At 46.4% G+C, this 24015-nt stretch carries 22 protein-coding genes; 15 read left to right on the top strand and 7 right to left on the bottom strand.

Translation table 11 applies throughout. The features are described 5' to 3' along the window. Positions 1-107: 107 nt before the first annotated feature. Positions 108-668 (top strand): flavin reductase family protein, encoded by a 561-nt coding sequence (locus tag V7S65_RS03305; RefSeq protein WP_336386197.1) that lies wholly within the window; start codon positions 108-110, stop codon positions 666-668. A 1-nt stretch (position 669) separates the two neighbouring features. Then, positions 670-2265: a Na+/H+ antiporter gene (locus V7S65_RS03310; protein ID WP_336386196.1), complete on the top strand. Its 1596-nt coding sequence runs from the start codon at positions 670-672 to the stop codon at positions 2263-2265. A 90-nt stretch (positions 2266-2355) separates the two neighbouring features. Here the strand turns inward: V7S65_RS03310 and V7S65_RS03315 are convergent, their stop codons facing one another. Continuing rightward, positions 2356-2781, bottom strand: coding sequence for an SWIB/MDM2 domain-containing protein (locus V7S65_RS03315; RefSeq protein WP_336386195.1), 426 nt, complete (start codon positions 2779-2781; stop codon positions 2356-2358). Between the two features lie 174 nt (positions 2782-2955). On the opposite strand from V7S65_RS03315, the gene V7S65_RS03320 reads away from it, so the two are divergent. The 5 genes from V7S65_RS03320 to V7S65_RS03340 all read left to right on the top strand — a co-directional run bounded on the left by V7S65_RS03320 (position 2956) and on the right by V7S65_RS03340 (position 9669). Continuing rightward, entirely contained in the window at positions 2956-3471 is a 516-nt protein-coding gene (locus V7S65_RS03320) for a hypothetical protein (RefSeq protein ID WP_079468231.1), read from the top strand. Between the two features lie 62 nt (positions 3472-3533). Next, positions 3534-4412, top strand: a complete 879-nt coding sequence (locus V7S65_RS03325; RefSeq protein WP_111578861.1) for a LytTR family DNA-binding domain-containing protein — start codon at positions 3534-3536, stop codon at positions 4410-4412. Positions 4413-4549: 137 nt separating this feature from the next. Beyond that, positions 4550-7300: a TonB-dependent receptor gene (locus tag V7S65_RS03330; RefSeq protein ID WP_336386194.1), complete on the top strand. Its 2751-nt coding sequence runs from the start codon at positions 4550-4552 to the stop codon at positions 7298-7300. 24 nt (positions 7301-7324) lie between these two features. Beyond that, the gene (locus V7S65_RS03335; protein WP_336386193.1) at positions 7325-8596 is read left to right on the top strand and encodes a parallel beta-helix domain-containing protein; all 1272 of its coding nucleotides are present in this window, start codon (positions 7325-7327) and stop codon (positions 8594-8596) included. Positions 8597-8622: 26 nt separating this feature from the next. Next, the gene (locus V7S65_RS03340) at positions 8623-9669 is read left to right on the top strand and encodes an SO2930 family diheme c-type cytochrome (RefSeq protein ID WP_336386192.1); all 1047 of its coding nucleotides are present in this window, start codon (positions 8623-8625) and stop codon (positions 9667-9669) included. A gap of 13 nt (positions 9670-9682) precedes the next feature. Here the strand turns inward: V7S65_RS03340 and V7S65_RS03345 are convergent, their stop codons facing one another. Further along, positions 9683-10153, bottom strand: coding sequence for a hypothetical protein (locus tag V7S65_RS03345; RefSeq protein ID WP_133256216.1), 471 nt, complete (start codon positions 10151-10153; stop codon positions 9683-9685). A gap of 115 nt (positions 10154-10268) precedes the next feature. Between V7S65_RS03345 and V7S65_RS03350 the strand changes: the two genes are divergently transcribed. From V7S65_RS03350 to V7S65_RS03380, 7 genes are all read left to right on the top strand, one after another. Further along, on the top strand, positions 10269-11240 hold the full coding sequence (locus V7S65_RS03350; RefSeq protein WP_336386191.1) for a DUF6528 family protein: 972 nt from the start codon (positions 10269-10271) through the stop codon (positions 11238-11240). 29 nt (positions 11241-11269) lie between these two features. Further along, positions 11270-12601, top strand: a complete 1332-nt coding sequence (locus tag V7S65_RS03355; RefSeq protein ID WP_079468224.1) for a DEAD/DEAH box helicase — start codon at positions 11270-11272, stop codon at positions 12599-12601. Positions 12602-12730: 129 nt separating this feature from the next. Beyond that, complete coding sequence (locus V7S65_RS03360; protein WP_111578856.1) at positions 12731-13303, top strand: RNA polymerase sigma factor; 573 nt, start codon at positions 12731-12733, stop codon at positions 13301-13303. Between the two features lie 91 nt (positions 13304-13394). Beyond that, positions 13395-14408 carry a FecR family protein gene (locus V7S65_RS03365; protein ID WP_336386190.1) on the top strand — a complete coding sequence of 338 codons (1014 nt, stop codon included), beginning with the start codon at positions 13395-13397 and terminating at the stop codon, positions 14406-14408. Positions 14409-14474: 66 nt separating this feature from the next. Next, positions 14475-17948: a TonB-dependent receptor domain-containing protein gene (locus tag V7S65_RS03370; protein ID WP_336386189.1), complete on the top strand. Its 3474-nt coding sequence runs from the start codon at positions 14475-14477 to the stop codon at positions 17946-17948. 23 nt (positions 17949-17971) lie between these two features. Further along, positions 17972-18766 carry a hypothetical protein gene (locus V7S65_RS03375; protein WP_336386188.1) on the top strand — a complete coding sequence of 265 codons (795 nt, stop codon included), beginning with the start codon at positions 17972-17974 and terminating at the stop codon, positions 18764-18766. Positions 18767-18775: 9 nt separating this feature from the next. Continuing rightward, positions 18776-19552 (top strand): hypothetical protein, encoded by a 777-nt coding sequence (locus tag V7S65_RS03380; protein ID WP_336386187.1) that lies wholly within the window; start codon positions 18776-18778, stop codon positions 19550-19552. Between the two features lie 97 nt (positions 19553-19649). Here the strand turns inward: V7S65_RS03380 and V7S65_RS03385 are convergent, their stop codons facing one another. From V7S65_RS03385 to V7S65_RS03400, 4 genes are all read right to left on the bottom strand, one after another. Beyond that, positions 19650-20303, bottom strand: a complete 654-nt coding sequence (locus tag V7S65_RS03385; protein WP_336386186.1) for a hypothetical protein — start codon at positions 20301-20303, stop codon at positions 19650-19652. A 20-nt stretch (positions 20304-20323) separates the two neighbouring features. Continuing rightward, on the bottom strand, positions 20324-20830 hold the full coding sequence (locus V7S65_RS03390; RefSeq protein ID WP_336386185.1) for a hypothetical protein: 507 nt from the start codon (positions 20828-20830) through the stop codon (positions 20324-20326). Between the two features lie 138 nt (positions 20831-20968). After that, entirely contained in the window at positions 20969-21970 is a 1002-nt protein-coding gene (locus V7S65_RS03395; RefSeq protein ID WP_336386184.1) for an NADP-dependent oxidoreductase, read from the bottom strand. A gap of 13 nt (positions 21971-21983) precedes the next feature. Further along, positions 21984-22787 (bottom strand): SDR family NAD(P)-dependent oxidoreductase, encoded by an 804-nt coding sequence (locus V7S65_RS03400; RefSeq protein WP_336386183.1) that lies wholly within the window; start codon positions 22785-22787, stop codon positions 21984-21986. 86 nt (positions 22788-22873) lie between these two features. On the opposite strand from V7S65_RS03400, the gene V7S65_RS03405 reads away from it, so the two are divergent. Beyond that, positions 22874-23281, top strand: coding sequence for a winged helix-turn-helix transcriptional regulator (locus tag V7S65_RS03405; protein WP_079468219.1), 408 nt, complete (start codon positions 22874-22876; stop codon positions 23279-23281). A gap of 360 nt (positions 23282-23641) precedes the next feature. Here V7S65_RS03405 and V7S65_RS03410 read toward each other — a convergent pair whose 3' ends face one another. Beyond that, a complete protein-coding gene (locus tag V7S65_RS03410; RefSeq protein ID WP_336386182.1) occupies positions 23642-23995 on the bottom strand; it encodes an ADP-ribosylation/crystallin J1 in 354 nt (117 codons plus the stop codon). Positions 23996-24015: the final 20 nt, after the last annotated feature.

Consider the following 24015-nt stretch of genomic DNA (forward strand, 5'->3'; position numbering starts at 1 on the left):
GATCTTCCTTTGCTTGATAGGATTAACGATCTTCCACTGCAGGTCAACAATGTGTGGCGGCCATTGTTGTGTATGATTATTGCAGCCCTGCACTAAAATAGCCTGTTATGAGAAGAGCTTACAAAAAGGCAGATTTGCCGGTAGCGGAGATCCGCAGATTCCTGGAACCCGGTCCCATTGTGCTGGTCAGTTCCCGCTGGAAAAACCACACCAACATCATGACGATGGGGTGGCATACCGTGATGGAGTTTTCCCCGTCGCTGATAGGGTGTATGATCACTGCCGCCAATCACAGTTATGAGATGATCCGGAAAAGCGGCGAGTGTGTGATCAATATTCCTGCTGTTCACCTGGTAGAAGAGATCGTAGGGATCGGCAACACCACCGGCGCTCATTTGGATAAGTTCCGGAAATTCGGTCTTACGGAAGAGGAAGGAAACATGGTGAAAGCGCCATTGATAAAGGAGTGCTATGCGAACTATGAATGCAGGGTGGCCGATACGCAACTCCTGAAAGGATACAATTTCTTTATCCTGGAAGTGGTGAGCGCCCGGGCGGCTGTTTATCCAAAGTACCCGAAAACGGTGCATTACAGGGGAGAAGGCATCTTTATGGTATCGGGAAAACATATTAACTTGAGAAAGAAATTTAAGAACCAGAATCTTTAGTATGCTCACTACCGTTATCCAACACATTTTACTGATCTTTTTTATTTTGGTCCTGGTGATGATTGCGCAGAAGCTGAAAATTGCCTATCCGATCATTCTCGTGCTCGGCGGACTGGGACTCAGCATGCTGAGGCTTTTTCCTTCCATTGAAATCAACCCTGAACTGATCCTGCTGATTTTCCTGCCGCCATTATTATATGAAGCGGCGTGGTATACTTCGTGGAAAGAACTTTGGCGATGGCGGCGGGTGATCTCCATTTTTGCTTTTTTAATCGTGATTGTTACCTCCGGCGTAGTAGCGGTAGTATCGCATGCGCTGATCCCGGGATTTTCGCTGGCATTGGGCTTTGTGCTGGGCGGTATTGTATCGCCGCCGGATGCGGTATCTGCCACTACCATCCTGAAATACGTGAAAGTACCGAAAAGGATTTCCGCCATCCTGGAAGGGGAAAGCCTGATGAACGACGCTTCCAGTTTGATTGTGTTCACCTTTGCCAGAACGGCTGTAACCACCGGTGTATTTGTATTGCATGAAGCGGCAACGGGCTTTGTGGTGGCCATTGTGATGGGTATTGCCATTGGTTTGCTGGTGGCGTTGTTATATTATGCGGTTCACCGCTGGCTGCCTACAGGTACGGAGATGGATGTGATCCTGACTCTTACAGCGCCTTACGTAATGTATATTACGGCCGAATATTTTCATGGTTCTGGTGTACTGGCCGTTGTAAGCGGCGGATTGTTCCTCTCTTCCCGGAGCCAGCATATCCTGAGTTACCGGAGCCGGCTACAGGGCGCCAATGTATGGGCCACGCTGGGATTTATGCTGAACGGACTGGTGTTTATGCTCATCGGGCTGGCACTGCCTGTGATCATCAAAGAACTGGGTACTGTGAGCCTTTCGGAAGCAATTAAATACGGCGTTATTATCACTGTGGTGCTGATTGTGACCCGCCTGCTTTGTACGCTGTCGGCCTCCGCATTCACCGTTTTTATCAGCAGATATATCACTACTGCCGATAGCCGGCCGGGCTGGAAAGGCCCTGTTATCATAGGCTGGGCGGGCATGAGGGGAGTGGTGTCGCTGGCGGCGGCGTTATCCATCCCGGTATACATGGATAACGGCGCGCTTTTCCCGCAACGCAACCTGATCCTGTTCATCACCTTTACGGTGATCCTGCTTACGCTGGTGGCGCAGGGGCTTTCGTTGCCCTTCGTGATCAAATGGGTGGACATGGAAGACCCGGACAAACACCTTCCCGTGGAAGAACAGGAGCGGATTATCCGCGACCGGTTACTGGAAGGAAGCATCCGTTTCCTGGATAATCATTATCCTGAAGAGGTAAAGGCAAATCCCTCGCTGAAACAGCTGCGGGAAGACCTGGAGCATCGCAAAACCGTGTCCATGCACAATAAAATAGAAGGGGTGGACCATCTTTTATATAAGAAAGTATACCTGAAGATGTTGAATCACCAGCGTAGCGTATTGCACGAGCTAAACAAGGATCCTGCTACGGCGCATGAGCTGATCCGGAAGTATCATGAGCTGGTGGATATTGAAGAAGAGATCCTGAGAATGAAATATGAACCTGCTTCCTGAGTGGGGAGGGCATAAAATAACAACAGGGTGCTTCCGGTATTTAGCCGGAGGCGCCCTCTTATTGCCGGTTAACCTTACTTTGCCCGGTATTTATTTCACATGAACGCTGATCACTTTGGCCAGGTCAAACATCGAGATCTGCTTCTTTCCGCCAAATAATTTATTCAGCTTATCATCTGCATTGATCATGCGTTTGTTGGCAGTATCCTGCAGATTGTGCTTCTTAATGTAATCCCATACTTTTTTTACGATCTCGGTTCTTGGCAATGCCGTGGTACCAATAACAGCGGCCAGTTCTGCAGAGGGTGTGAGTGGTTTTTTAAGACCGGAACCGGCAGAGGCGCCTGCTGCTTTTTTAGCGGCAGCTGGTTTTGTGGCGGCTGCTTTGGCTGGTGCTGCCTTCTTAGCGGGCGCTTTAGCTGCAGGTGCTTTGGCTGCAGGGGCCTTTGCAGCTGCTTTCTTTGCCGGTGCTTTTGCAGCAGCCGCTTTCTTGCCGGTAGTACTTTTGTTTGCCATTTTTCTTGTTTTAAGATGATATGATGCAGTTCCTTGAATGATTCCATCAGTTTTTCAGGCGGAACCGTTGGGGATATACGCCCCGTAACATCAACACATATGCCAGATTATTGAAAAGACCGCATTATTCACCGGTGGGCCTGCTTTTATATCACTTAATTGTATCTTTCCGGCATGAAAAGGAGTGATTACCTGCGGCAGGGAAAGTCTGAGAATTACCAGGATGCCGAAGCAAAGGGTTTATTGAAAGCCGGTGAAGTAGCAGTATTGCTGTCGAAGCAATTCAATACTAAAATATCGGCAAAGGAACTGAGCGTATTTTCCACAGAATGGCACCACGCCGGTGTTTTCAAGGGCGCAAAGAATGGCAGGTTGATCGGGCGAAAAGTTTATTTCTTTTCGGCGGCCGCTGTCAGTCACATCTCCCTGGATGCTATACTCGCCAACAGGAATAAGGCCGCAGAAAAACCGCTGCCGGACAACAGCCCCGTTCAGGGCTGGTATCCGCAGTTTTTTCGTATGACCGACCCCGTTACCCGCAGAACCTTCCCGAAGCCTTTCATCGGCATTTACAAAGGACCTGCGGCCAAAGCGCCTAAGGGGTTCAAGGCATTGCCGGACGACGCTTTTGCCACAGCCGAAAAGCTGCGGGGAAAAGAACTGAAGCCGGGAGAGGAGCCCCGGTTTTAACCTTCACTGCATCCGGATTCCGGCTTTTTTACTTAACTTAATTAAAGTAAATCATCCACTACATGAAAAGCTTGCCTACTTTGCCACTCATTTCCCGGTATACTGCAGAGCAACCCCGCTTTACTTTACTGGATTCCGTAGCCAACAGGATTTCCCTGATCGCATTCTGCAGCGTTTTCAGCTTCCTGTTCATGTATATCTTCCTGCCCTTTAATATTAATATGTGGTATGAAGGACAACAGCTATCCCTGATGGCATTGTTCCTCATATTTACCTTATGCGGGGTGGTAGTACTTACCATCTCACAGTTTGGGCTGGCCCGGTTAAAATGGCGCCGCAAGCTCACCAACGCCACTTACCTCTGCTGGTTCCTGGGTGAAATTGTAGGCGTGGCCGTTATGGTTACCATTGTGGATGTAACCCTTACAGATACTTTTTTCCTTACCTGGGCGGAGTTTATCACCACCCTTCGTTATATCGCGCTTATTTTACCGCTGCCTTACTGCATCTCCCTCCTGTGGTTTTTTACCAGGGAGAAGATGGCCCAGCTCAAAAGCCTGGAAAAGGAACAGGTGATCAAAACCGGCGATCCCTGTATCCTGATCCGTGACGAACATGATAAACCCGTACTCACCCTGCACCCTGGGAAGTTACTGCTCATGAAAGCAGAAGATAACTATGTGCAGGTTTTTTATATCTCCGGAAATACGATCAGCAAAGAACTCATCAGAACGTCCCTGAAGAAACTGGAATCGTACCTGTCGCCCGATAATTTTGTGCGCGCACATCGCTCTTACCTGGTGAACATCTCCAAAGTGGTTCTTTTTAAGAAAAATACAAAAGGACATTACCTGGAATTGGAGGGTCTTCATGACATCTGTGTGCCGGTATCGGCTACCTGTTTAAACGCCTTCCAGGAAAGATTCGCCCCCACGTCCTGATTTTTACCCCCAATAGCCCCGGTTTCGCCCCAAAGTCAATGGTACCAATACTTTCAGTCCCGGTATTTTGGTAATATCGCTATGCCCATAAGGCGATAAAATGATACACAACCAAGCCATCTAAATCCCACCTGCCGATGTTAAGATCCATAATTATAAGTATGGTTTGCCTGTTTGGGGTATGCCTTACGGTTAATGCACAGATTGTGATTTCGGGCAACGTTCGTAACAGCGTTACCCAGGAAGTAGTGCCCGTTGTTTCTGTTACCATGAAGGAAGCACAGAACGGCGACTATACCAACGACCAGGGAAACTTCAAATTCTCCACCCGGAAAAATTATCCTGTTACCCTTATACTGTCATCGGTAGGCTTTGAAACAAAAGAAATCATCATTTCGGGTCCCGGCTTCCAGCGCATTGAGCTGTCGCCCGCATCGGTACTGGGAAAAGAAGTGGTGGTTTCTGCCAGCCGGTTTGTACAAAAGAAAATAGAATCCCCGGTTACCATTGAAAGGATCAGCAGCAAAGACATCATCAACTCCCCGCAGCCCAGCTACTATAATATGCTGCAGGGCCTCAAAGGCGTGGATGTTACCACCTCCAGCCTCCTGTTCACCACCATTACCACCCGCGGCTTCAATACCAGCGGTAACACCAACTTCACCCAGATTGTGGATGGAATGGACAACCAGGCGCCCGGTCTCAACTTCCCCATCGGCGCTATTATTGGCCTCACGGAACTGGACGTGGACAACCTCGAAGTGTTGTCCGGCGCCTCGTCTGCCTTGTATGGCTCCCGCGGCCTCAATGGCACAATGGTGATGACCGGCAAGGACCCGTTCAAATACCAGGGCCTCAGCGCGCAGATCACGCAAGGGGTGAATCACGTTAAAAAAGGGAAGGCCAACGATCCGCTGGGGCCATCGCCTTACTACGACTGGACCGTGCGCTGGGGCAAAAAGGTAAACGACAAGTTCGCCTTTAAAATAAATGTGCAGTACACCCAGGCGAAAGACTGGATGGCGAACGATACCACCAACACCAATGGTCCCGGTGGCCCCAGGCAGGACCCTAACTATAACGGCGTAAATATTTACGGCAGCAAAACATCTGTAGACATCAACCCTTTCCTGGAAGGGGCCCTGGCGCAGGTGCCGGAACTGGAACCTATCATTTCGCCCATGCTCGCGGAAGGCAGGCATATGGTAGCCCGCACCGGCTACCCCGAATACGGCTACCTGAGCAGCGATGCCAAAATGTTCAAAGCCAATGTGGAACTGCGTTATAAGATTAAACCGAAGCTGGAGGCCATCGTGTCCGGTACCTACGGGCAAGGCAACGCGGTATACAGCAATGATACCCGCTATGCACTCAAAGACTTCCACCTGGGACAATACCGCGCTGAATTAAAAGCAGAACATTGGTTTGTACGGGCCTATACTTCCCGCGAAAATTCGGGTCGTACCATTATTGCCATGCCCACGGCGCAGCTGATCAACGAAGCCTGGAAGCCCAGCTACGACGGCAACACCGGCGATGGCTGGTACCCGCAGTATACCAGCGCTTTGCTGGAAGCCATGTCGCAGGGCCAAAGCTATATCGATGCCAGCAACCTGGCCAGGGCATTCGCCGACCAGGGCCGCCCCGACGCCGGCAGCGCGCAGTTCCTGCATCTGAAAGACAGTATCTCCAACATCCCCACCTCAAAAGGAGGTACCCTGTTCACCGATAAAAGCCGCCTGTTTAATGCAGAAACGCAGTATAATTTTACGCACCTCGTAAAATTTGCGGAGCTGATTGCAGGACTGAATTACCGTCTTTACCGGCTGGATTCCAAAGGCACCCTGTTCCCGGATAACGACAGCCCCATTGATGTGGCGGAGTACAGCGCATACGCCCATCTCACCAAAAAAGTAATCCGCGAAAAACTGAGCCTGGCTGCCGCCTTCCGGTACGATAAAAATACCTTGTTCGCCAAACCGCGTATCACTACCCGGGTATCTGCCGTGCTGGAAGTAAACAAGGAAAGCTTTATCCGCTTCTCGTACCAGAATGCGTATAGCTTTCCGTCCAATATCCAGTCGCTCCAAAGCACCCCGGTGGATTACAACAGCTTCGCTTCCGGCGGCTCCGACAGGCTGCTCAACGGCGTATACCAGTTTAATAAATACCCGGCCTATACGCTGGAAAGCGTGGATTCTTTCCAGCGCACAAAGAATCCCGCCGACCTGAAACAGTTTGCTTTGAATGACATTAAACCGCAGTCCGTAGATGCGTTCGAGTTAGGTTACTCGTCCCTTATCGCCGGCCGGGTGCTGATAGACGTGCTGGGTTATTATTCTACCTGGAAAAATTTCATCGGTTATGTAAATGTGGCCAACACCCCCGGTACGGCAGATCCCAATGCCTTCCTGGATCATGGCACCTATATCCAGTATAATATTGCGTACAATGGCGCGGAAAAAGTGAATACCTATGGCTATGCCGCCAGTGTGAGCGTGGATTTGTCGCACCACTTCCTCGCAAAGGTGAACTTCTCGTCCGACTTCCTGAAAAACAGGAATAACAGCCAGGTGAATAATTTCAATACGCCCAACTATAAATTCAACGTGGATTTTGGAAATACCGGCTTTGGTAAGAAGGAAAGATTCTCATTTAATACTACCTTCCGTTACAGACCGGCCTATTTCTACCAGATTGGTTTTGGCAGCGGTACGGTACCCGCCTCGGCAGTCATTGATGCACAGGTGAGCTACCGGCTCCTGCAGGCGCATTCCACGATTAAACTGGGTGGGGTAAATCTCACCAATACTTACTACAGAAATGGCTTTGGCAGCCCGGCCATCGGAGGTATGTACTACGTCACCTTCGCTTACAATGTTTTCTGATTTATCTAAATAAATATTTCAAATATGAAACGATATCCTATCTGTTTGTTATTGATTGCCCTGCTGGCAGCCTGCCAGGGTCCGGATGTACAGGAGAAAAGCGGGTATAAAACCCGGCTTCAGTTTGGTCCCGGCGAGGAAACAAAAATTGCGGAAGCCTTTCTGTCGCTGAAAGACAGCAGCAGTATCACCCTAAAAGAAGGGACATATAAATTTGATAACCTCAGTATTGCACAGGTAAATCATATCCTGATCCAGGGCGCCGGTCCGGATAAAACCATCTTCGACTTTTCGGCCCAGAGCCAGGGTGGGGAAGGCATCCGGGTAACGGATGTAAAAGGCTTTACTATCGATGGCCTTACCCTGCGCGACTCCAAAGGGGATCTGATCAAGATTAATAAAAGCGAAAGGGTAGTGGTAACCAATGTACATGCTATCTGGTCTGTGTCCGACTCCACCAGCGGCGGATACGCCATTTATCCCGTGATGTGTAAAGATGTGCTGGTAGAAAACTGCTATGCTCAGGGCGCTTCCGACGCCGGCATCTATGTAGGACAAACCGACAGCGCCATCGTACGTAAATGCAAGGCATTTAAAAATGTAGCCGGTTGCGAAATAGAAAATACCTCGCATGCACAGGTGTACGATAATGAGTTTTGGGGCAATACCGCCGGCTTCCTCATTTTTGATTTGCCCGACCTGTCGAAACGCGGTGGTTTTGTAAAGGCGTACAACAACTATATGCACGATAACAACGAAAAGAACTTTGCCAAATCCGGCAGCTTCGGTTCTACCTGGGGCGTGGGCAACGCCGCTCCCGGCAGTGGTGTGGTGATCCTCGCAGCGTCTGATATAGAGCTGTACAACAACCGCATCATCAATAATAACTCCAGCGCTATTTCTGTGGTATCTGGTTTTTTTATTGATGAAAAAGCAGGGGCCAAAATCAATGATCACTATTTCCCGATTCCCCGCAATGTGCATATACATGACAACATCATGGAAGTGGGCGCCGCTTTCCCGCCGGCCGTATATGAGCATCATACCGGGAAGATCCTGGTGGGCATAGAACAGAAATTAAATGCAGATGATCCCGCGCGTAAAAATGCCCGCCTGCCTTTCATTACCTATGATGGTATTACCACCAATATTCTTACAAAAGGTACGGCTGTGAATCCTGATTCGCTCTGCATCCGGCAAACGGGGCCTAATTTATTTGTAAATGTGGATGCCATGAACATGACATCGAAAAACTGGAAGCCCAGTACCGATGTTGCGCCTTATGTATGTAAATAGTGTTTTTATTAAATTTTTTTAGGGAGATGAGGAAGTCTTGTTTATTGGTGATGTGTTTAATTTTATGGATTGCCGCCACACAGAGCTGTCAGCAACGGTCTGCGCCCGCGGGTCCGTTCCAGTTTAAACAAAAACTATCTGAATACGGATTTTTTACCGGCGCGCTCAAAGCCCTGCAGCCGCGTAAAGGCGTAGTGAATTATGAACTGGTGACGCCACTGTTCACCGACTATGCGGTGAAAGACCGCTTCATTGTATTGCCGGAAGGAAAAACGGCAGACTACACAGATCATGGCGCGCTCGATTTTCCGGATTCTACTTTTATCATTAAAAACTTTGCGTATACCAACCCGGCGCATGAAAAGATCATGATAGAAACGCGCCTGCTGTTCAAAGATCCGGCAGACCAGCAGTGGAAAGTGATGAACTATCTCTGGAACAACAATCAGCAGGATGCAGAGAAATGGATCCTGGGAAAAAAGATCCCTATCACTTTCCTGGACGACAACGGGCATCAGCAATCGACCTTGTACCAGATGCCTAACACCAATGATTGTAAACGCTGTCATATTAATAACAGTGTGCTTACGCCTATTGGTCCCAAAGCACGCAATCTTAATTTTGTGCGCCACGGGCAAACGCAGAACCAGCTGCAGCAATGGGCCGCCAATGGTTTGCTGGCGGGAATGCCTTCACTGGATAAGGTGCCGCAGCTGCCCGATTGGAAGGATAGTATTCATTACACCGTGAATGAACGTGCCCGTGCTTATCTTGATGTAAACTGCGCGCACTGTCACACCAAAGGTGGCGATGCATTCAATACCGGTTTATTCCTGGAATATGAACAAACTACCCCGGATCATCTTGGCATAATGAAGTCGCCCGTTTCTGCGGGTGGTGGCGCCGGCGGACTTGATTACGACGTGATCCCCGGCGACCCGTTGCATTCTATTTTGGCTTACCGCATGAATAGTGTGGAGCCGGGTACTGCTATGCCGGAACTGGCGCGTACGGTTGTGCATACGGAAGGAGTGGAGTTGATCCGGCAATGGATCGCGGAGATGAAGAAATAGGAGGAATGGCGCGTTATTTACACGCGCCTTCCACTAATGGGATATTATCAAATTTCAGCGCTTCATTCCGGGTATTGAACACCGGTAATCCCTGGTGGTCGATACTGTCGGGTAACGCTTCATATGCTTCGTGGTCGGATATTTTGAAGATCACCTGACGGGAGCTTTCCACGCCTTCGCTGAAGAAAACATATTTTCCGCGGACGATGCCGTTGCTGATAAGGCCATTAAATTCACCGGTATTTTTATCTTTTTCAAAATAATTATATACCAGTGTGCCGGTGGCTACACTGTCGTGCATCGTTAACCTGAGCTGGATGGTGTCCCTGCCCAGTACTTTTTCGAAGCAATGGTTGGATTTCTCTTTTTCCACCACCGGTGGTAATGAATCTTTTACAACGTTGGTTTGCTGCTGCTGGCCCTGTTGTTGGCAGGATGCAAAGATGCCTGCGCCAAGCGCCAGTAATATGTAAGGTGTTTTCATATGTTGAAAGTAAGAAAAATGGGGCAATTGCATGCCGGGAGATCCTTTTTATTCCCCGGAAAAAATTGTAATTATGTGGCGCCACAGCCAAATGTGGTGATATATCTTACTAACAATGAAGAAAAGAAGATCCTTTTTGGCCGCCATGATTTGTTTGCTGGCCACCGCCGCTTCCGGCAAAAGCAGTATTGCCCCGGTGGGAAATAACCCGGATACATCTGTAGCGGCATGTAATCAATGCATGGTAATAGCGGAGCAGTCGCAGCACCGGATTGCAATAGCAACAATGCCTGCCGGCACGGTGATCTGGGAATGGAAGCCGGAAAACTCCAATGTACAGCCGGCGCATGTAAAATGGTTCAGCAATCCCAGCGACGCCAAAATGGTATATAACAACGAGTATGTGTTAATGAATGCCTCTGGCGGCGGCGTGGCGCTGATCAGGGTAGCAGATAAGAAAACGGTGTTTTATGCTTATGCAGGCGGTAATACGCATTCTGTTGAGCTGTTGCCGGATGGTAATATAGTGAGCGCTTCCAGCACCGGTAACTACCTGATGGTGTTTAAAACAGATACCATTCATTTCCCCGATAACGTATATACGAAAAAAATACCCATTGATTTCGGGCATAATGTGGTGTGGGATGCGAAGCAGCAAAGACTCTGGTCTGCCGCCAGGGAACATATGCATTCATTCAGGTATAACTTCAACTGCAATGCGCCTGACCTGGTACAGGATACTGTTTTTTCCCTTCCCGGAACAGAGGCGCATGATCTCTTTCCGGTATATGGCGAAAATAAGCTATGGCTGACCAACACCACCAACGTATATAAATTTGATGTTATTACCCAAAAGCTCACGAAGGCAGATGTGTTGCAGGACAACATTAAATGCGTTTCATCCGCCGGGGATGGCCTTCCCACCATTGTGATCCGGCCAAAAGAATCCTGGTGGACGGATGAGGTGCTGGATGCCAAAGGTAAGCGGCTGTTTATCCAAAAGGGCTGGAAGATCTACAAAGCCAGGTGGGTAGTCCGCAATACCTTCAGTTATCCGGCGGGCGATCCGATGCATTTGTGCAGGTAAAACCCGTTAATCTTCGTACTTTTGCGGCAATGCAAAAAGAAAAATACTCATTAGGTAATATTCTTACCAATCTAAAGATCGATTCACTCAATGAAATGCAGCAGGCATCAGTGGACGCAAACAAGCATCACAATGATGTTATCCTGTTGTCGGCTACGGGTTCCGGTAAAACGCTGGCATTCCTGCTGCCCATCCTGGAGAACCTCGATCCAGCCAATAAAAATACCCAGGCCCTGATCGTGGTGCCCTCCCGTGAGCTGGCCTTACAGATAGAGAAAGTGTTCAAGCTGATGGGCACCGGCTATAAGATCACCGCCTGCTATGGCGGACACCTGAGGGAAACAGAAGAGAACAACCTGATACAACCACCGGCAGTGATTGTAGGTACCCCCGGCCGCCTGGGAGACCACATCCGCAGGGAAAATATCACTACCGCAGCTATTGAAACGCTGGTACTCGACGAGTTTGATAAAACCCTGGAACTCGGGTTCCAGGAGGAAGTGTCTTTCATTATTGAATCACTCCCCAATATCAAAAAACGGATACTGACTTCCGCCACAGAATCAGTGGACATCCCTGATTTCCTGGCGCTGGAAAACCCGGAGAAGCTGGACTTCCTCCCGGAAGAAGGCACTCCCGCCGCCCGTTTAACGATCAAGGAAGTGTTGTCGCCGGAAAATGATAAGGTGGAAACCCTTTTCCGCCTCATCTGCTACCTGGGCAACCGCTCTACCATTGTGTTCTGCAATCACCGCGAAGCAGTGGAACGCACCAGTAAAATGCTGTCTGAAAAAAGTATTATCAATACTTTCTATCATGGCGCTATGGAGCAACAGGAACGCGATGCAGCCCTCTGCAAGTTCCGTAACGGGTCTGTAAACGTATTGGTCACTACCGATCTGGCCGCCCGTGGTCTTGATATTCCGAATATCCGTTATATCGTGCATTTCCACCTGCCACATACGGAAGACAGCTGGACACACCGTAACGGCCGTACCGCCAGGATGGAAGCCAGTGGCACAGCGATCCTTATCCTGTCGCCCGATGAAAAACGGATGCCTTACCTCGCGGATGAAGTGGTAGAAAACATCGAATTGCCCGCTACTTCCACCATCCCGGACAAACCCAAATGGACAACTATTTTTATCGCCGCCGGTAAAAAGGATAAAGTGAATAAAGTGGATATCGTGGGCTTCCTGTCAAAACAGGCGCATCTTAAAAAAGAAGATATCGGTTTAATTGAAGTAAAAGATTTCTTCTCCTTTGTAGCCGTGGTGAAATCGAAAGTGCAGAATACGCTGGAGATGATTAAGAATGAGAAGATCAAGAATAAGAAAGTGAAGATTGATATAGCGAGATAAGGGATATAAATAATTCAAAGAAGGCGTCTCAAAGTTATTGAGGCGCCTTTTCTTTTGCACCGGTTACAATAATTTATTATCAATAAACAGGGAATCCATCTAATTTTGTGCGGATATATCAAAAACTAAATGCAGGATACCGGCGCAGAGTTACTTTTATTTAACGCCATTCGTGAAGGCGATGATAAAGCCCTGGAAGTGGTGTTTTTACGCTATTACAGCCTTTTAAGCCGTTATGCGGGGAGGTTGTTGAAAAGTGAAGCGGATGGGCAGGAAGTGGCAGCTGATGTATTTCTGACCTTCTGGGAAAAACGGCAATCTATAGAAGTGAAAGAAAGTTTACGGCAATACCTTTTTGCCATGACCCGGCACCGTACCCTGCGTCGCCTGAAAATGAACGGCCGTGTACCGGCTTCGCTCGAACTCACCAATGAAACAGTTAAGGAATACGAAAACAACTGGATTGAACCGGATGAAGAAACCCATGTTAGCATAGATCACCTGGCTGCTTATATCAACCAACTACCACCGCAACGCAGGTATATTTTCCGGTTAAATAAAATAGAAGGGCTTTCTTACCCCGAGATTGCTCAACGGCTCGGAATTTCCGAAAGAACGGTAAAGAACCATGTGTACCGTGCCATGCTTCAGTTAAAAGGATTGTCTGTAGTACTTTTCCTGCTTTATTCGAGATCGCATTAAGAGTTAACATTGAGTTAATATGCCAGAGTGAGCCGCTGGGGCCCTTTGATGTCTCCATATGAATAAGGGGCTGTAAATCCCGGTAACATCAATGTCTAAAGATAATGAACTGGACTGGAGCCTGATCCATAAAATACTTAAAGGAACTGCTACAAAAAAGGAACTGGCCAAATGGGAAGAACTTACCCGGCAGCAGGCGGCGTATGCTGCATTGATTCCCTGGCTTCGCCGCGTACGGGCAGAACAGCAAGATACAGCCTCTCCTTTTTATGCGATGGATGCCTGGCAGGATTTCAAAACGAAGCTCCCTGCAAAACAACGAACACTATATCCACCAAACGTATTCCGGCTATGGCAGAAAGCAGGTGCGGCGGCAGCTGTTGCAGGGATCATCAGTTTGTGCTGGTGGTTATATCCTTCTTTAAAACAATCTTCCACAAAAGCGATCGCCCTGGTCACTTATACTGTTCCCAATGGTCAAAGAAAGCTTATTACCCTGCCGGATAGTACACAGATCTGGATCAACGCCGGGTCACTGGTGAAAGTGCCGGCAGAGTGGGAAGAAGATTCCATACGGCAAATTTATTTAGAAGGAGAAGGCTTCTTTGAAGTACGGAAAGATCCTGCCCGTGCATTTGTAGTGCATACTCCCGAAGCCACTGTTCGTGTGCTGGGAACATCCTTTAATATAGAAGCCTATCACCAGGTACCTGTTGCAGTAACTGTAGCTACCGGTAAAGTGCAGTTTTCCGGTAAGGGGGGACAATCCGTAACCCTTGCGCAAAACCAGCGTGCTGTGTGGATAGCCGGAAAGGAGGAGTTTCAGACAACTCAAACGGATGCATCCCTGTACAACATATGGCGGGAAGGGATATTACAATTCAGAGATGAACCGCTGCCGGAAGTAATTGGAGCGCTCGAACGCAGATTTAATGTACCCATGAAAGTGATCGGGGAAATTGGTAAGGATCAATATTGTACCGCCAGGTTTGAGGCCGGAGAATCCCTTGATAATATCCTGGAAAGTATGCGGCATATCTACGGATTAACCATTACGCAAAAAGAAGGAGTCATTCTTATTCAATCCAGACAAGCAGGAAAATAAAACACCCGGTACGCATCGCAAATGACAATACCGGGCATTATTAATAATAAAAACCAATTCAAAAGTATGAAAAAAATTGTACCCTGTGCCCGAAACCAGGGAAAAGCGCCATTGCTCAGGTGTTTGTCCCGGATGTTATTTTGCCTATTGCTGCTATCTCCGCAGCTGCACGCACAGGATGCAGGCAAACAGAAAGTGAGCCTGCAGGCAGATAATCAACCATTAGAAAACATTTTTCATTTACTGGAACGGCAAACCGGCTTTACGTTCGCTTACAACAGCCGGGAAATAAAAGATAAACTGGAAGAGAGATTCAGTTTCAAAGAAACCAACAGAGCTTTGCCGGAGATACTGGACGTTATTACAAAACGTACCGGCCTTCAGTTTAAACAATCCGGTAGAATAGTATCTGTGCAAAAAGGTGCAGACCAGGTTACCCCTGCTCCCAAAAGAGGTCCGGGTAAAGTAACCGGCAAGATCATAGATGAAGAAAACGGGCAACCCGTGCCAGGCGCTACTATCCGTATCGGGAATACAGGAACAACTACGGGTGAAGATGGTTCCTTTAGTGTTTTCCTGCCAAAGGGTAGTTATACAGCCATTGTCAGCTACCTTGGTTATGGTACTAAAGAGGTGAATGAAATAGAGGTAAGGGATAATCAGCCTTTTGAGCTGAACGTTGTACTGAAAAGAAAGAAAGGGCAGCTGGCAGGGATTACCGTAGTGTCTTCCGCAAGGAAAGAAGGGGTAGCCGCTTTGTATACCCGTCAAAAGAACACCGCCGAAATTTCCAATGGTATTTCATCTGAGCAGATCTCTGCCACACCTGATAAAAATGTGGGAGAAGTGTTGAAGCGGATCTCAGGTGTAAGTACCAACGATAACCGCCGGGTAGTGATCCGCGGGATTGCAGAGCGTTACAATGTAGCGATGCTGGATGGTGTTACACTTCCCAGCACAGATGTACAGGTGCGTGATTTTGAATTTGATATCATTCCCAGTAACCTGATCGATAATATTATTGTATCTAAAGGTTATACACCTGATATGAGCTTTGGCTTCGGCGGGGGATTGGTACAGATCAATACGCTGACTATACCCACTAAAAATTTTACCAGTATCAACTTCGGCGGTAAATATAATGATGCCAGTACCGGGAAGGAATTTCTCGGCTATAAGCGGGGGAAGCAGGATTATCTTGGGTTTGATGATGGCGGAAGAAAAGACCGCTTTCCTGATGACCTGTTTTACTTTCAACTTGACCGGTATAATCCCAACAGGCCGTATGAAAATGTAACGCCTCCCGGATCCGGCCTTACGCCTATCACGCCTGAAATGATTGCAGAACAAAATAAAAAGATAGGCGGTACAGAACGCCTCGGTACCCGTATCTATACAGCCCGCCCATCGCAAAACTATCAGTTCAGTCTTGGCAGAACATATAGCCTGGGTAAAGGCCGCCTCGGGTTTGTTGGCTCAGCGAGCTATCGCAACGAACAAAGTATCGATGACATCTCACATTTCGAAAGAGGCAACTGGTCAAAGAATGGCAACAATTCTTATGATGCTGAAACAGGTGAAGAAATACATGGAACTACCAGTAAACAATACAATTTTACTACCACCTGGGCAGCCCTGGTGAATGGTGGCTGGCAGACAAAGAACCATAAGATCATTACACGCAATTTTTATTCCCGCGGATTTCAAAGCCGGTTTATACGCACTGAAGGCTGGGGCAATGATATTGGCTTCGGAGATGATCCTGCCGTGCTTGAAAACGACAGTCCTAAATTTATTGAACTCCTGCAGAACAAACTAACAGGTGAACACAAATTTGGACATTTCATAATAGACTGGAACCTGGCGAGGAACAAAATTGCCAATTACGAGTACGATGCCGTTGAAGCAGGGTTAGGACCGGAAAAAACGGCCAATTCCACCGTGTATACGTATGCTCCCAATAATGTTACAGATCCGGGTGTAGGAGCATTTAACAGGGCACAGTACAAATATGATGAAAGTAACCTGATGGCAGATGTTGCACTCAGCTATCACTTCAGAGCAGGCAACCAGGATCAAAAAATCAAGGCCGGCTATCAATACCTGGAACGCCACGGTAAGTATGAGTGGGACATTCTGCCAATTGGTTCATTGAATGGCAACCGGTACAGTGGTATTCCCGTACACGAATGGACGAAGTATTTCGATTTTAAGGACCCTTTAAACGATATATACTATTATCCCGGAGGTTTTTCTTTAAACAATTATGAAGGGAAAAATACCAATGCGGCATTTTTCGGGATGGTAGACAATCGTATCAGTAAATGGCTCCGGTTGATTTGGGGGATGAGGGTAGAATCCTATGTATATGAGGAAATAAAAGACGCTACAAGCACCATCAGCCAAACGATCGAACAACAGGCCGAAGCAAAAAGACGCTACATAAATCCGGAAACCGGAGAGTTGGTACACAAGTATCTGGATGCGGCTACGGAAGAGCAAAAATGGCGCTACCTCCCTTCTGCAAACATTACTGTAACGCCATTACCAAACGTTAATATACGTGTTTCCTATGCGCAGTCTGTTGTAAGACCTTCGCTGATCGAGAACTCCGGTTTCTCCCGGCTTAATCCCACCATCGGGCGTATCCAGCATAATACAGGGGTATTATCTACTATCATTGATCACTATGATACGAAACTGGAATGGTATCCTGCTGTGGGAGAAGTAATATCGGTGGGCTATTTCTACAAATATTTTAAAAACCCTGTGGAATTGTACCTGGACGTTACCAATTCGAGTCAATCTATAGATGCCATAACGGGTAACTCAGACTGGGCTAAGGTTAAAGGGTTCGAATTTGATCTTCGCAAAAGCCTGGGCTTTTTATACGCCGGATGGAAACCCCTGCAGAATATATACCTCAGCGGTAACCTTACATTGCAGAATTCAGAAGTACAGGCCAGCAGGTTTGAGTACCAGGGCTTCGGTGAAGGTCCATACGACAAAGAGGAATTAAATTATTCCTATCGCAAAAAAACACTGCTGAGGGAAAAACGTCCGCTTTATGGCCAGGTGCCTGTGCTGTATAATATCGGTTTATTGTACAATGATGACCGGTTAAGTTTAAACATGGTATTCAACCACATGGGGTATAAAACTTTTACAGTGGGTATGAGGCCCGAATACGTAGAATACGAACGCCCGCGTGGCCAGACGGATGCGCAGATAAGTTATACTTTCCTTAAAAACCGGTCATTAAAAGTGAAACTGAACATGAGCAACCTGTTTGACAACCCTCATCGTTTTTATATTAACTCCGGCGCCACCTATAAAGAGAAAGACAATATGAAAAACGTATACGGCTTCACAGAGTGGTCCGAGAGATACGAATGGAAATTTGGTTTTTCTGAAAAGTATGAAGAAGGGTACTATGAAACTGCTGCTGATGGAAAAACGAAAACACGTATCGGAGATATAGACACCTTTACCAGGAGAGTAGGCCGTTCTTTCAGTTTCTCTGTTTCTTATTCACTTTGATAACCGGTTCAAAAATAAAAAGTATGAAGTTTATATATACATGTATTTCCGCGTTGATCCTGCTGTGTGCCTGTCAGAAGGATGACAACTTCGTAATAAAGGAAGAAGCATTTTCTGTTGTGACAAGTGGCTTCAATGGCAGCAGCAGCGAGTTGGTACTAACGATAGACACACTGAGCTTTGAGTACCTTATTGCTGCCGGTCAAAGCTTTAATCGAACTGATAAATACACCTTTCCTCCTGCAAAGGAAAGTGTAAAGCTGACCATTAAAGAAAAAGAAACCGGTAAACTGGTTTACGAGAAACAAGTAAAGAAAGGTGAATACAGCCTGACGATTCAATTGATATATGTAGGTGGAAAATTAATCGAAAAGCCAACTGCACCAGCAAATAACCCGGAAGGCTTCCGGCTGGCGAGTTACCTGTTTCTGCCTGATATTTCCGGTTATACAGGAGATATAGATATCGCTTACATTAAATATTATGATGTTGTAATCGACGGAAAGCTGGTACGTGAAAAGGAAGAAGAGCTGGCAAGAATTACCGCAAAGCCGTATGTATTTTCTGAATTTTTGAAAGCACCTGTTTTCCAGGGTGGCCGGCATGAAATAGATGGGAAAGTATACTTTATAAATCCTGATACAAGGGTTTTCAAATCAGGTACCAACGTCCGCTATTACGAAGACGCAGGATTCACCCTCCGGGAAGGGGCTTTTTTTCCTTTTCTGAATAGTGTTAAGCCACAAATAGTTGGTGTAGCAGAACTGGGAGAAGCAGGTAGCACGTTTATTAATGATTACCAGCAGATAAACTTTTAAATTAGTTTTATGATAAGAAGATATATACAGGTATTGGCCATTGCTTCACTCACCATATTAGCGCTGGCATCCTGCAACAAGGAAATAGAAACAAAGAAGGCCGTCAGTGTCACCTTTCACGGGTACAACATCAGCAATATGAATATGGAAGTGAGCGTGGATACGGTGTTGTTTGATAAAGATGTACTACCGGAGAATAAAAGAATCTCCTTCAGCAAGGTATATCCCTATTTTGGGGATAAAAAGGAAGCCATCCTGCGTGTTAAAGACCCTGCAAGTGGAAAAGAGCTATTGCAGAAAACGCTGCCGCTATCTACCAGCCAGCTGGAGTTTTTCTTTCCTTTAATAAATATTAACGGCAGCCTTTTAGACGTAACGCCTCCTGGGGCGAATCCTGCCACCAATCAACTTGGGTTTTATATCTATTACCCTGAAAGTAACGACCCGATCGATATCTTAATGTATAATCCAAACACAGGGCAGCAAGTTTATCTGGCCCAAAATGTGATCCCTCAAACCTGGGTGTATATCGATTACTTACCTGCCGAAGGGTTTATGAGTAAAGGTGAGGTAGAAAGCAGCACTATTTATTTCCTCAAAGCCGGAACAATAGATCAGTGGGCCTTTAAAAATGATGAAACCCTTAGCAAGACAGGTGCATTCGGTTGGTATATCCCATACAAAAAATACAACCTGAACAAAGTGCAACCCTACTTTGTACAGCCTCACCCTCAAGGCTGGGAGGCAGAGGGCGTGCAACTGTTTCCCATTCCAAAGGAATATTAGTTCATTTCAATGGTTTATAGATCAGGCACTAATTGTTACTGACATATTAACAGAGAAGAAAGAGGGCGTCTCAAGAATATTGAGACGCCTTTTTTAGTTAAAACGCTTCTTTCAATACCGGCACACTTAGGCCGTTAAAAGCCAGTACCGCAAATTTGCCGTCATTCTCCTTTGTTACAGCAGTTAAAGCGGCAGTGGAAAATTGCTTCTGATATACCTGCTCCCCATCTGTAAAGCCGGTTGGCAGCGGTACTGCCACCGAATTGGTATCTGCAAACTTTACGCTGAACAGGCGATCTATTTCCTTCTTATACGATGCCGCCTCCGGCTCATGGTCGATATTAAATATCCTATCGGCGATCGCATCAATAAATGTGGGGTCGTGGCGCTTGCTGCCGGTGGTATAAATGCAATAGTAAATGCCGTTGGTATCGTTGCCATATATCTTCTTCGCTACACAAACCGGTACGGACGCAATATTATTTATCACCTGCTGCTTTGCACTTTTCTGGATAAGGGCAATGGCTATTATGGAAAACAATATCAGGGCGCCACAAACCAGTGTATAGGTGGAGTAGCTGCTGTCGGTTTTAGAAAGGTCGTAAAAAAAATAGAGTGCAAACGCACTGAAAATTAACACCACTACGGGCAGGAATACAATTTTATTTTGTCCCCAGCTGCCTGCTGCTGCGTAATTTTTTTTCACTGCTGAATCTTGCTCAAGATCATGCAGCATTTGTGTAGTTATCATTAGCTGATCATTTACATGGGTTAGAAGCTGGTATTCCAATATACATCACTGACATTATCCCCTTTTTGTGTTGTGGGTTGCAGTATTACCTCAAAACGGTCCCCTTCGTCTCCGGGAACAAACATTTGCCGTACCATGCAGTGATACCTTCCTGGCGTCAGCGTAATATACAGATCTGCATTTAGCTTATCCGGAATTACGCAATCTTCAAATTGTGCTGCCATAGTAAGGTCTGTATAATTCGTCAGATACAATCTGCCATCCGTTACTACAATGGAACTTTCAAATTGCCGGAATGCATCTTTCCCGGAGGCGGACTCCAGGAATTCAACCGTCCAATCCCCACCTCCCGGTGAAGTTTCCCAAACGATCAGTGTTTCATCGTTAATCGCCTGCGTAAAATGACGGAATAACTGACCCAGTTCCCAGTCGTTGTCAACAAAGGAATGATAAGCGGTGGCATTGACAATCCCAATAAAACCATCTTCATCGCCTATACGGAATTCACGTGCTGTTGTTTCGAACATTACTAACGATTTAAAGGTTAACATTCGCTCAAATATAACAGCAGCCGGTTACAAAAACAATGGTTGGGGTGAACTGGATAAATTTGCCGGGAGGCCGGCAGCGTTGCTGCTAAATTTATTGAGGGCTTAAAAGTAATTTCAGATAACCTTGATGACAACCTTCCCTTTTGCGCGCCCGCTCCCGACATAGGTTAATGCTTCGTTTGTTTTCTCAAATGGAAAGATCTTATCGACAACAGGATTAATGAACCCGGCGTCAATAAGCGCTGTTATCTTGCTTAGCTGGCTACCTTCTGCCCGCATAAAAAGGAAAGAATAATCTACGCCCAGGCGTTTTGCTTTCCTGCGTACGCCAAAGCTCAGCAGCCCCATGACTATCTTCAGCGGCCAGCCCAGCCGGAATTCTTTTGCAAAAGCAGGGTCGGGAGGGCCGGATATCGAGATCAGCTTTCCGCCTGGCTTGAGTATCCGGAGGGATTTTTCGAGTGTTTGGGTATCCTGGCTGTTCAGCACCACATCATAATCGCGGAGAATGGTTTCAAAATCTTCCGTTTTATAATCAATTACTACATCTGCACCAAGTGCTTTCACCCATGCTACGTTTGCGGTACCGGTTGTGGTAGCCACAGTGGCGCCAATGTATTTTGCCAATTGAATGGCAATGGTACCCACACCACCGGAGCCTGCCTGGATGAAAACTTTCTGCCCTTTTTTCAGGTTTGCTTTTTCAACAAGCGCCTGCCAGGCGGTTAAGGCCACAAGGGGGATCGATGCCGCTTCTTCCCAGGTGAGCTTTTGGGGTTTAAGCGCCACATCGGCTTCATTGATGGCAATCAGCTCCGCAAACGTACCGATGTGATGATCTGCCGGCCGTGCATATACTTCATCGCCCACTTTAAAACGGCTGACTTTAGCGCCTGTTTTGATGATCACACCCGCTACATCATGTCCTGAAACAAGCGGCATTTTGTAGGGTAGAATAAGTTTGAATTCACCATTTTTGATTTTTGAATCCAATAGGTTCACACTGGCGGAATATACCTGAATCAGCACGTCATTTTCTTTTACAACGGGTTCCGCGATTTCATGCAGGTGCAATTGTTCTTTCTTGCCGTAGCGATGTATAATAAATGCTTTCATCGTTTTTTAAATTTTATTGCACACCATTCACTCTTTTCAAAATGGTATTTTCAAAAACGCTGTAGGCAAAACGTTGCAGCGTAAGAATAACAGAAGAACCTTTACCTACAGGAGAGCTGAATTTAGGATCTTCTTCATTCACAATTTTCAACACTGTATTTACAACTGGCTCAGGCCCGGCTGCTTTATCAAACTCTTTTTTTGTGTACGCATCCATTTTCTGCCGGAACACATCATAATCGCTAATTCCCCCATTTGATGCAATCGCGTTTTCTCCAATGTTGGTTTTGAACCCCATAGGTTCGACCATACTTACTTTGATGTTAAATTGATTCAGTTCAAATCGCAGTGATTTGAAATATCCTTCCAGGGCATGCTTAGAAGCGGAGTAGTAAGCAACATTAGGAAGTCCGATTAAGCCAAGAAAAGAGCCAATTGTAATTATTTTGCCCTGCTTCTGCTTCCTGAAATAAGGGAGCAATTCATTGGTGAGCTTAACAGTTCCCCAAAAATTTGTTTCCAGTTGCTGTTTTCCCAATTCTACAGAAGTTTCTTCGGCGAGCCCTGTTACCAAATATCCTGCATTATTAATTAATACATCTAACTGATTGATTTCACTGAACAGCTGCCTGGCAAAAGATGCGATGGAATGATCGTCCGCAATATCCAATGGCAATAGCTTAAAAGGCAGTGTGGCTTTATATTTATCCGGATTGCGGCTTGTTCCGATTACATGGTAGCCGCTTTCGTGAAGTTTATTGGCAATGAGGAGGCCAAAACCCGAAGAAGCCCCTGTTACTAAAATTGTTTGTTTCATTTTATGTTGTTTTGTAACTTTACTTGCATTTTGCAAGTGTAAAGATAGTAATTACTTGCAAAATGCAAGTGTTTTTAAATATTTTTATGTCTAAAGTCAAAAAAAGGTCGGATTGCCCGGTTAGTTGTTCCCTGGATATATGGGGAGATAAGTGGTCACTATTGATTGTCAGGGACTTACTATTTGCAAAAGAGTGCACTTACGGAGACTTTTTAAAGTCCGGGGAAGGGATAGCTACTAATATTTTAGCCGCCAGGTTACTGGCACTGGAAGAAAACAAGATTATTGAGAAATTGGCGCACCCGGATAGTAAAGCCAAAGTGCTCTATCGGTTAACCCGAAAAGGGATTGACTTACTTCCTGTAATGATTGAAATAAATTTATGGGCAGAAAAATATTTTTCTATCCCGGAAGATAGAAAAGCGCTGTTGAAAGAGGTGAAAAAGGATAAGGCAGGATTTATTAAAGCAACGATTAAAGAACTGGAGCGTTGATATTGCTAATGTTCTTCTCAAAAAACAACTGCGGTTTCACAAAAGGCGCGAGGTAAACTGCGGCCAGCATTGTTTGCTGTTTCCCAGAATGGTTAAACGTAATCATTCTGTATTTAATAACCTCCCAGGGTCTTCCGTACTGTCCCCTGATATATTTCGACCACCATTTTCTTTTCGGTGTAACTGCAAAGGTCAGATGCGTATGCTCAATTTTAATCAACTCAAAGTTCCTGGAAGAAAGCGCTTTTTTAAAGATCCTGTCGGTTTTTGTATAAGCGTGGCAAAAGAACAGAAAGAGTATTCCTCCGGCTATGCTAACATAAAGAAAGAAGTCAGACAAGAGACTTAAAACCGCGCCTTTCATTTCGCATCCTTATAATACCGCTGTGTCACTTCAATCGCTCCCACAATATTATCATTAAACTCCTCCAGCTCCTCCGCCGGTACCCACAGTTCATTGTGAATGTCGCCGCCTACATTTTCAACATTATACCTTTTCAGGAAATCGCTGTTCACGGAAAATTTAGTGACAAAGCCCGATCCATACGCCGGCACATTCCATTCCACAGATATCTGGATGGCATATGCTTCATTCATCACCGGGTAAAAAATGGGCTGGTCCGGTCTTCTGGGCGGAAAGCGTTTCCAGCCGGATTGTTCAATCAAAACCAGTTCATCTGGTCCTACCGGGCGATACAGGGTGGTTAACTCCATTGGTAATATTTATCTATTTT

Source organism: Chitinophaga sp. CCNWYY40 (assembly GCF_037483205.1).
Classification (GTDB): domain Bacteria; phylum Bacteroidota; class Bacteroidia; order Chitinophagales; family Chitinophagaceae; genus Chitinophaga; species Chitinophaga ginsengisegetis.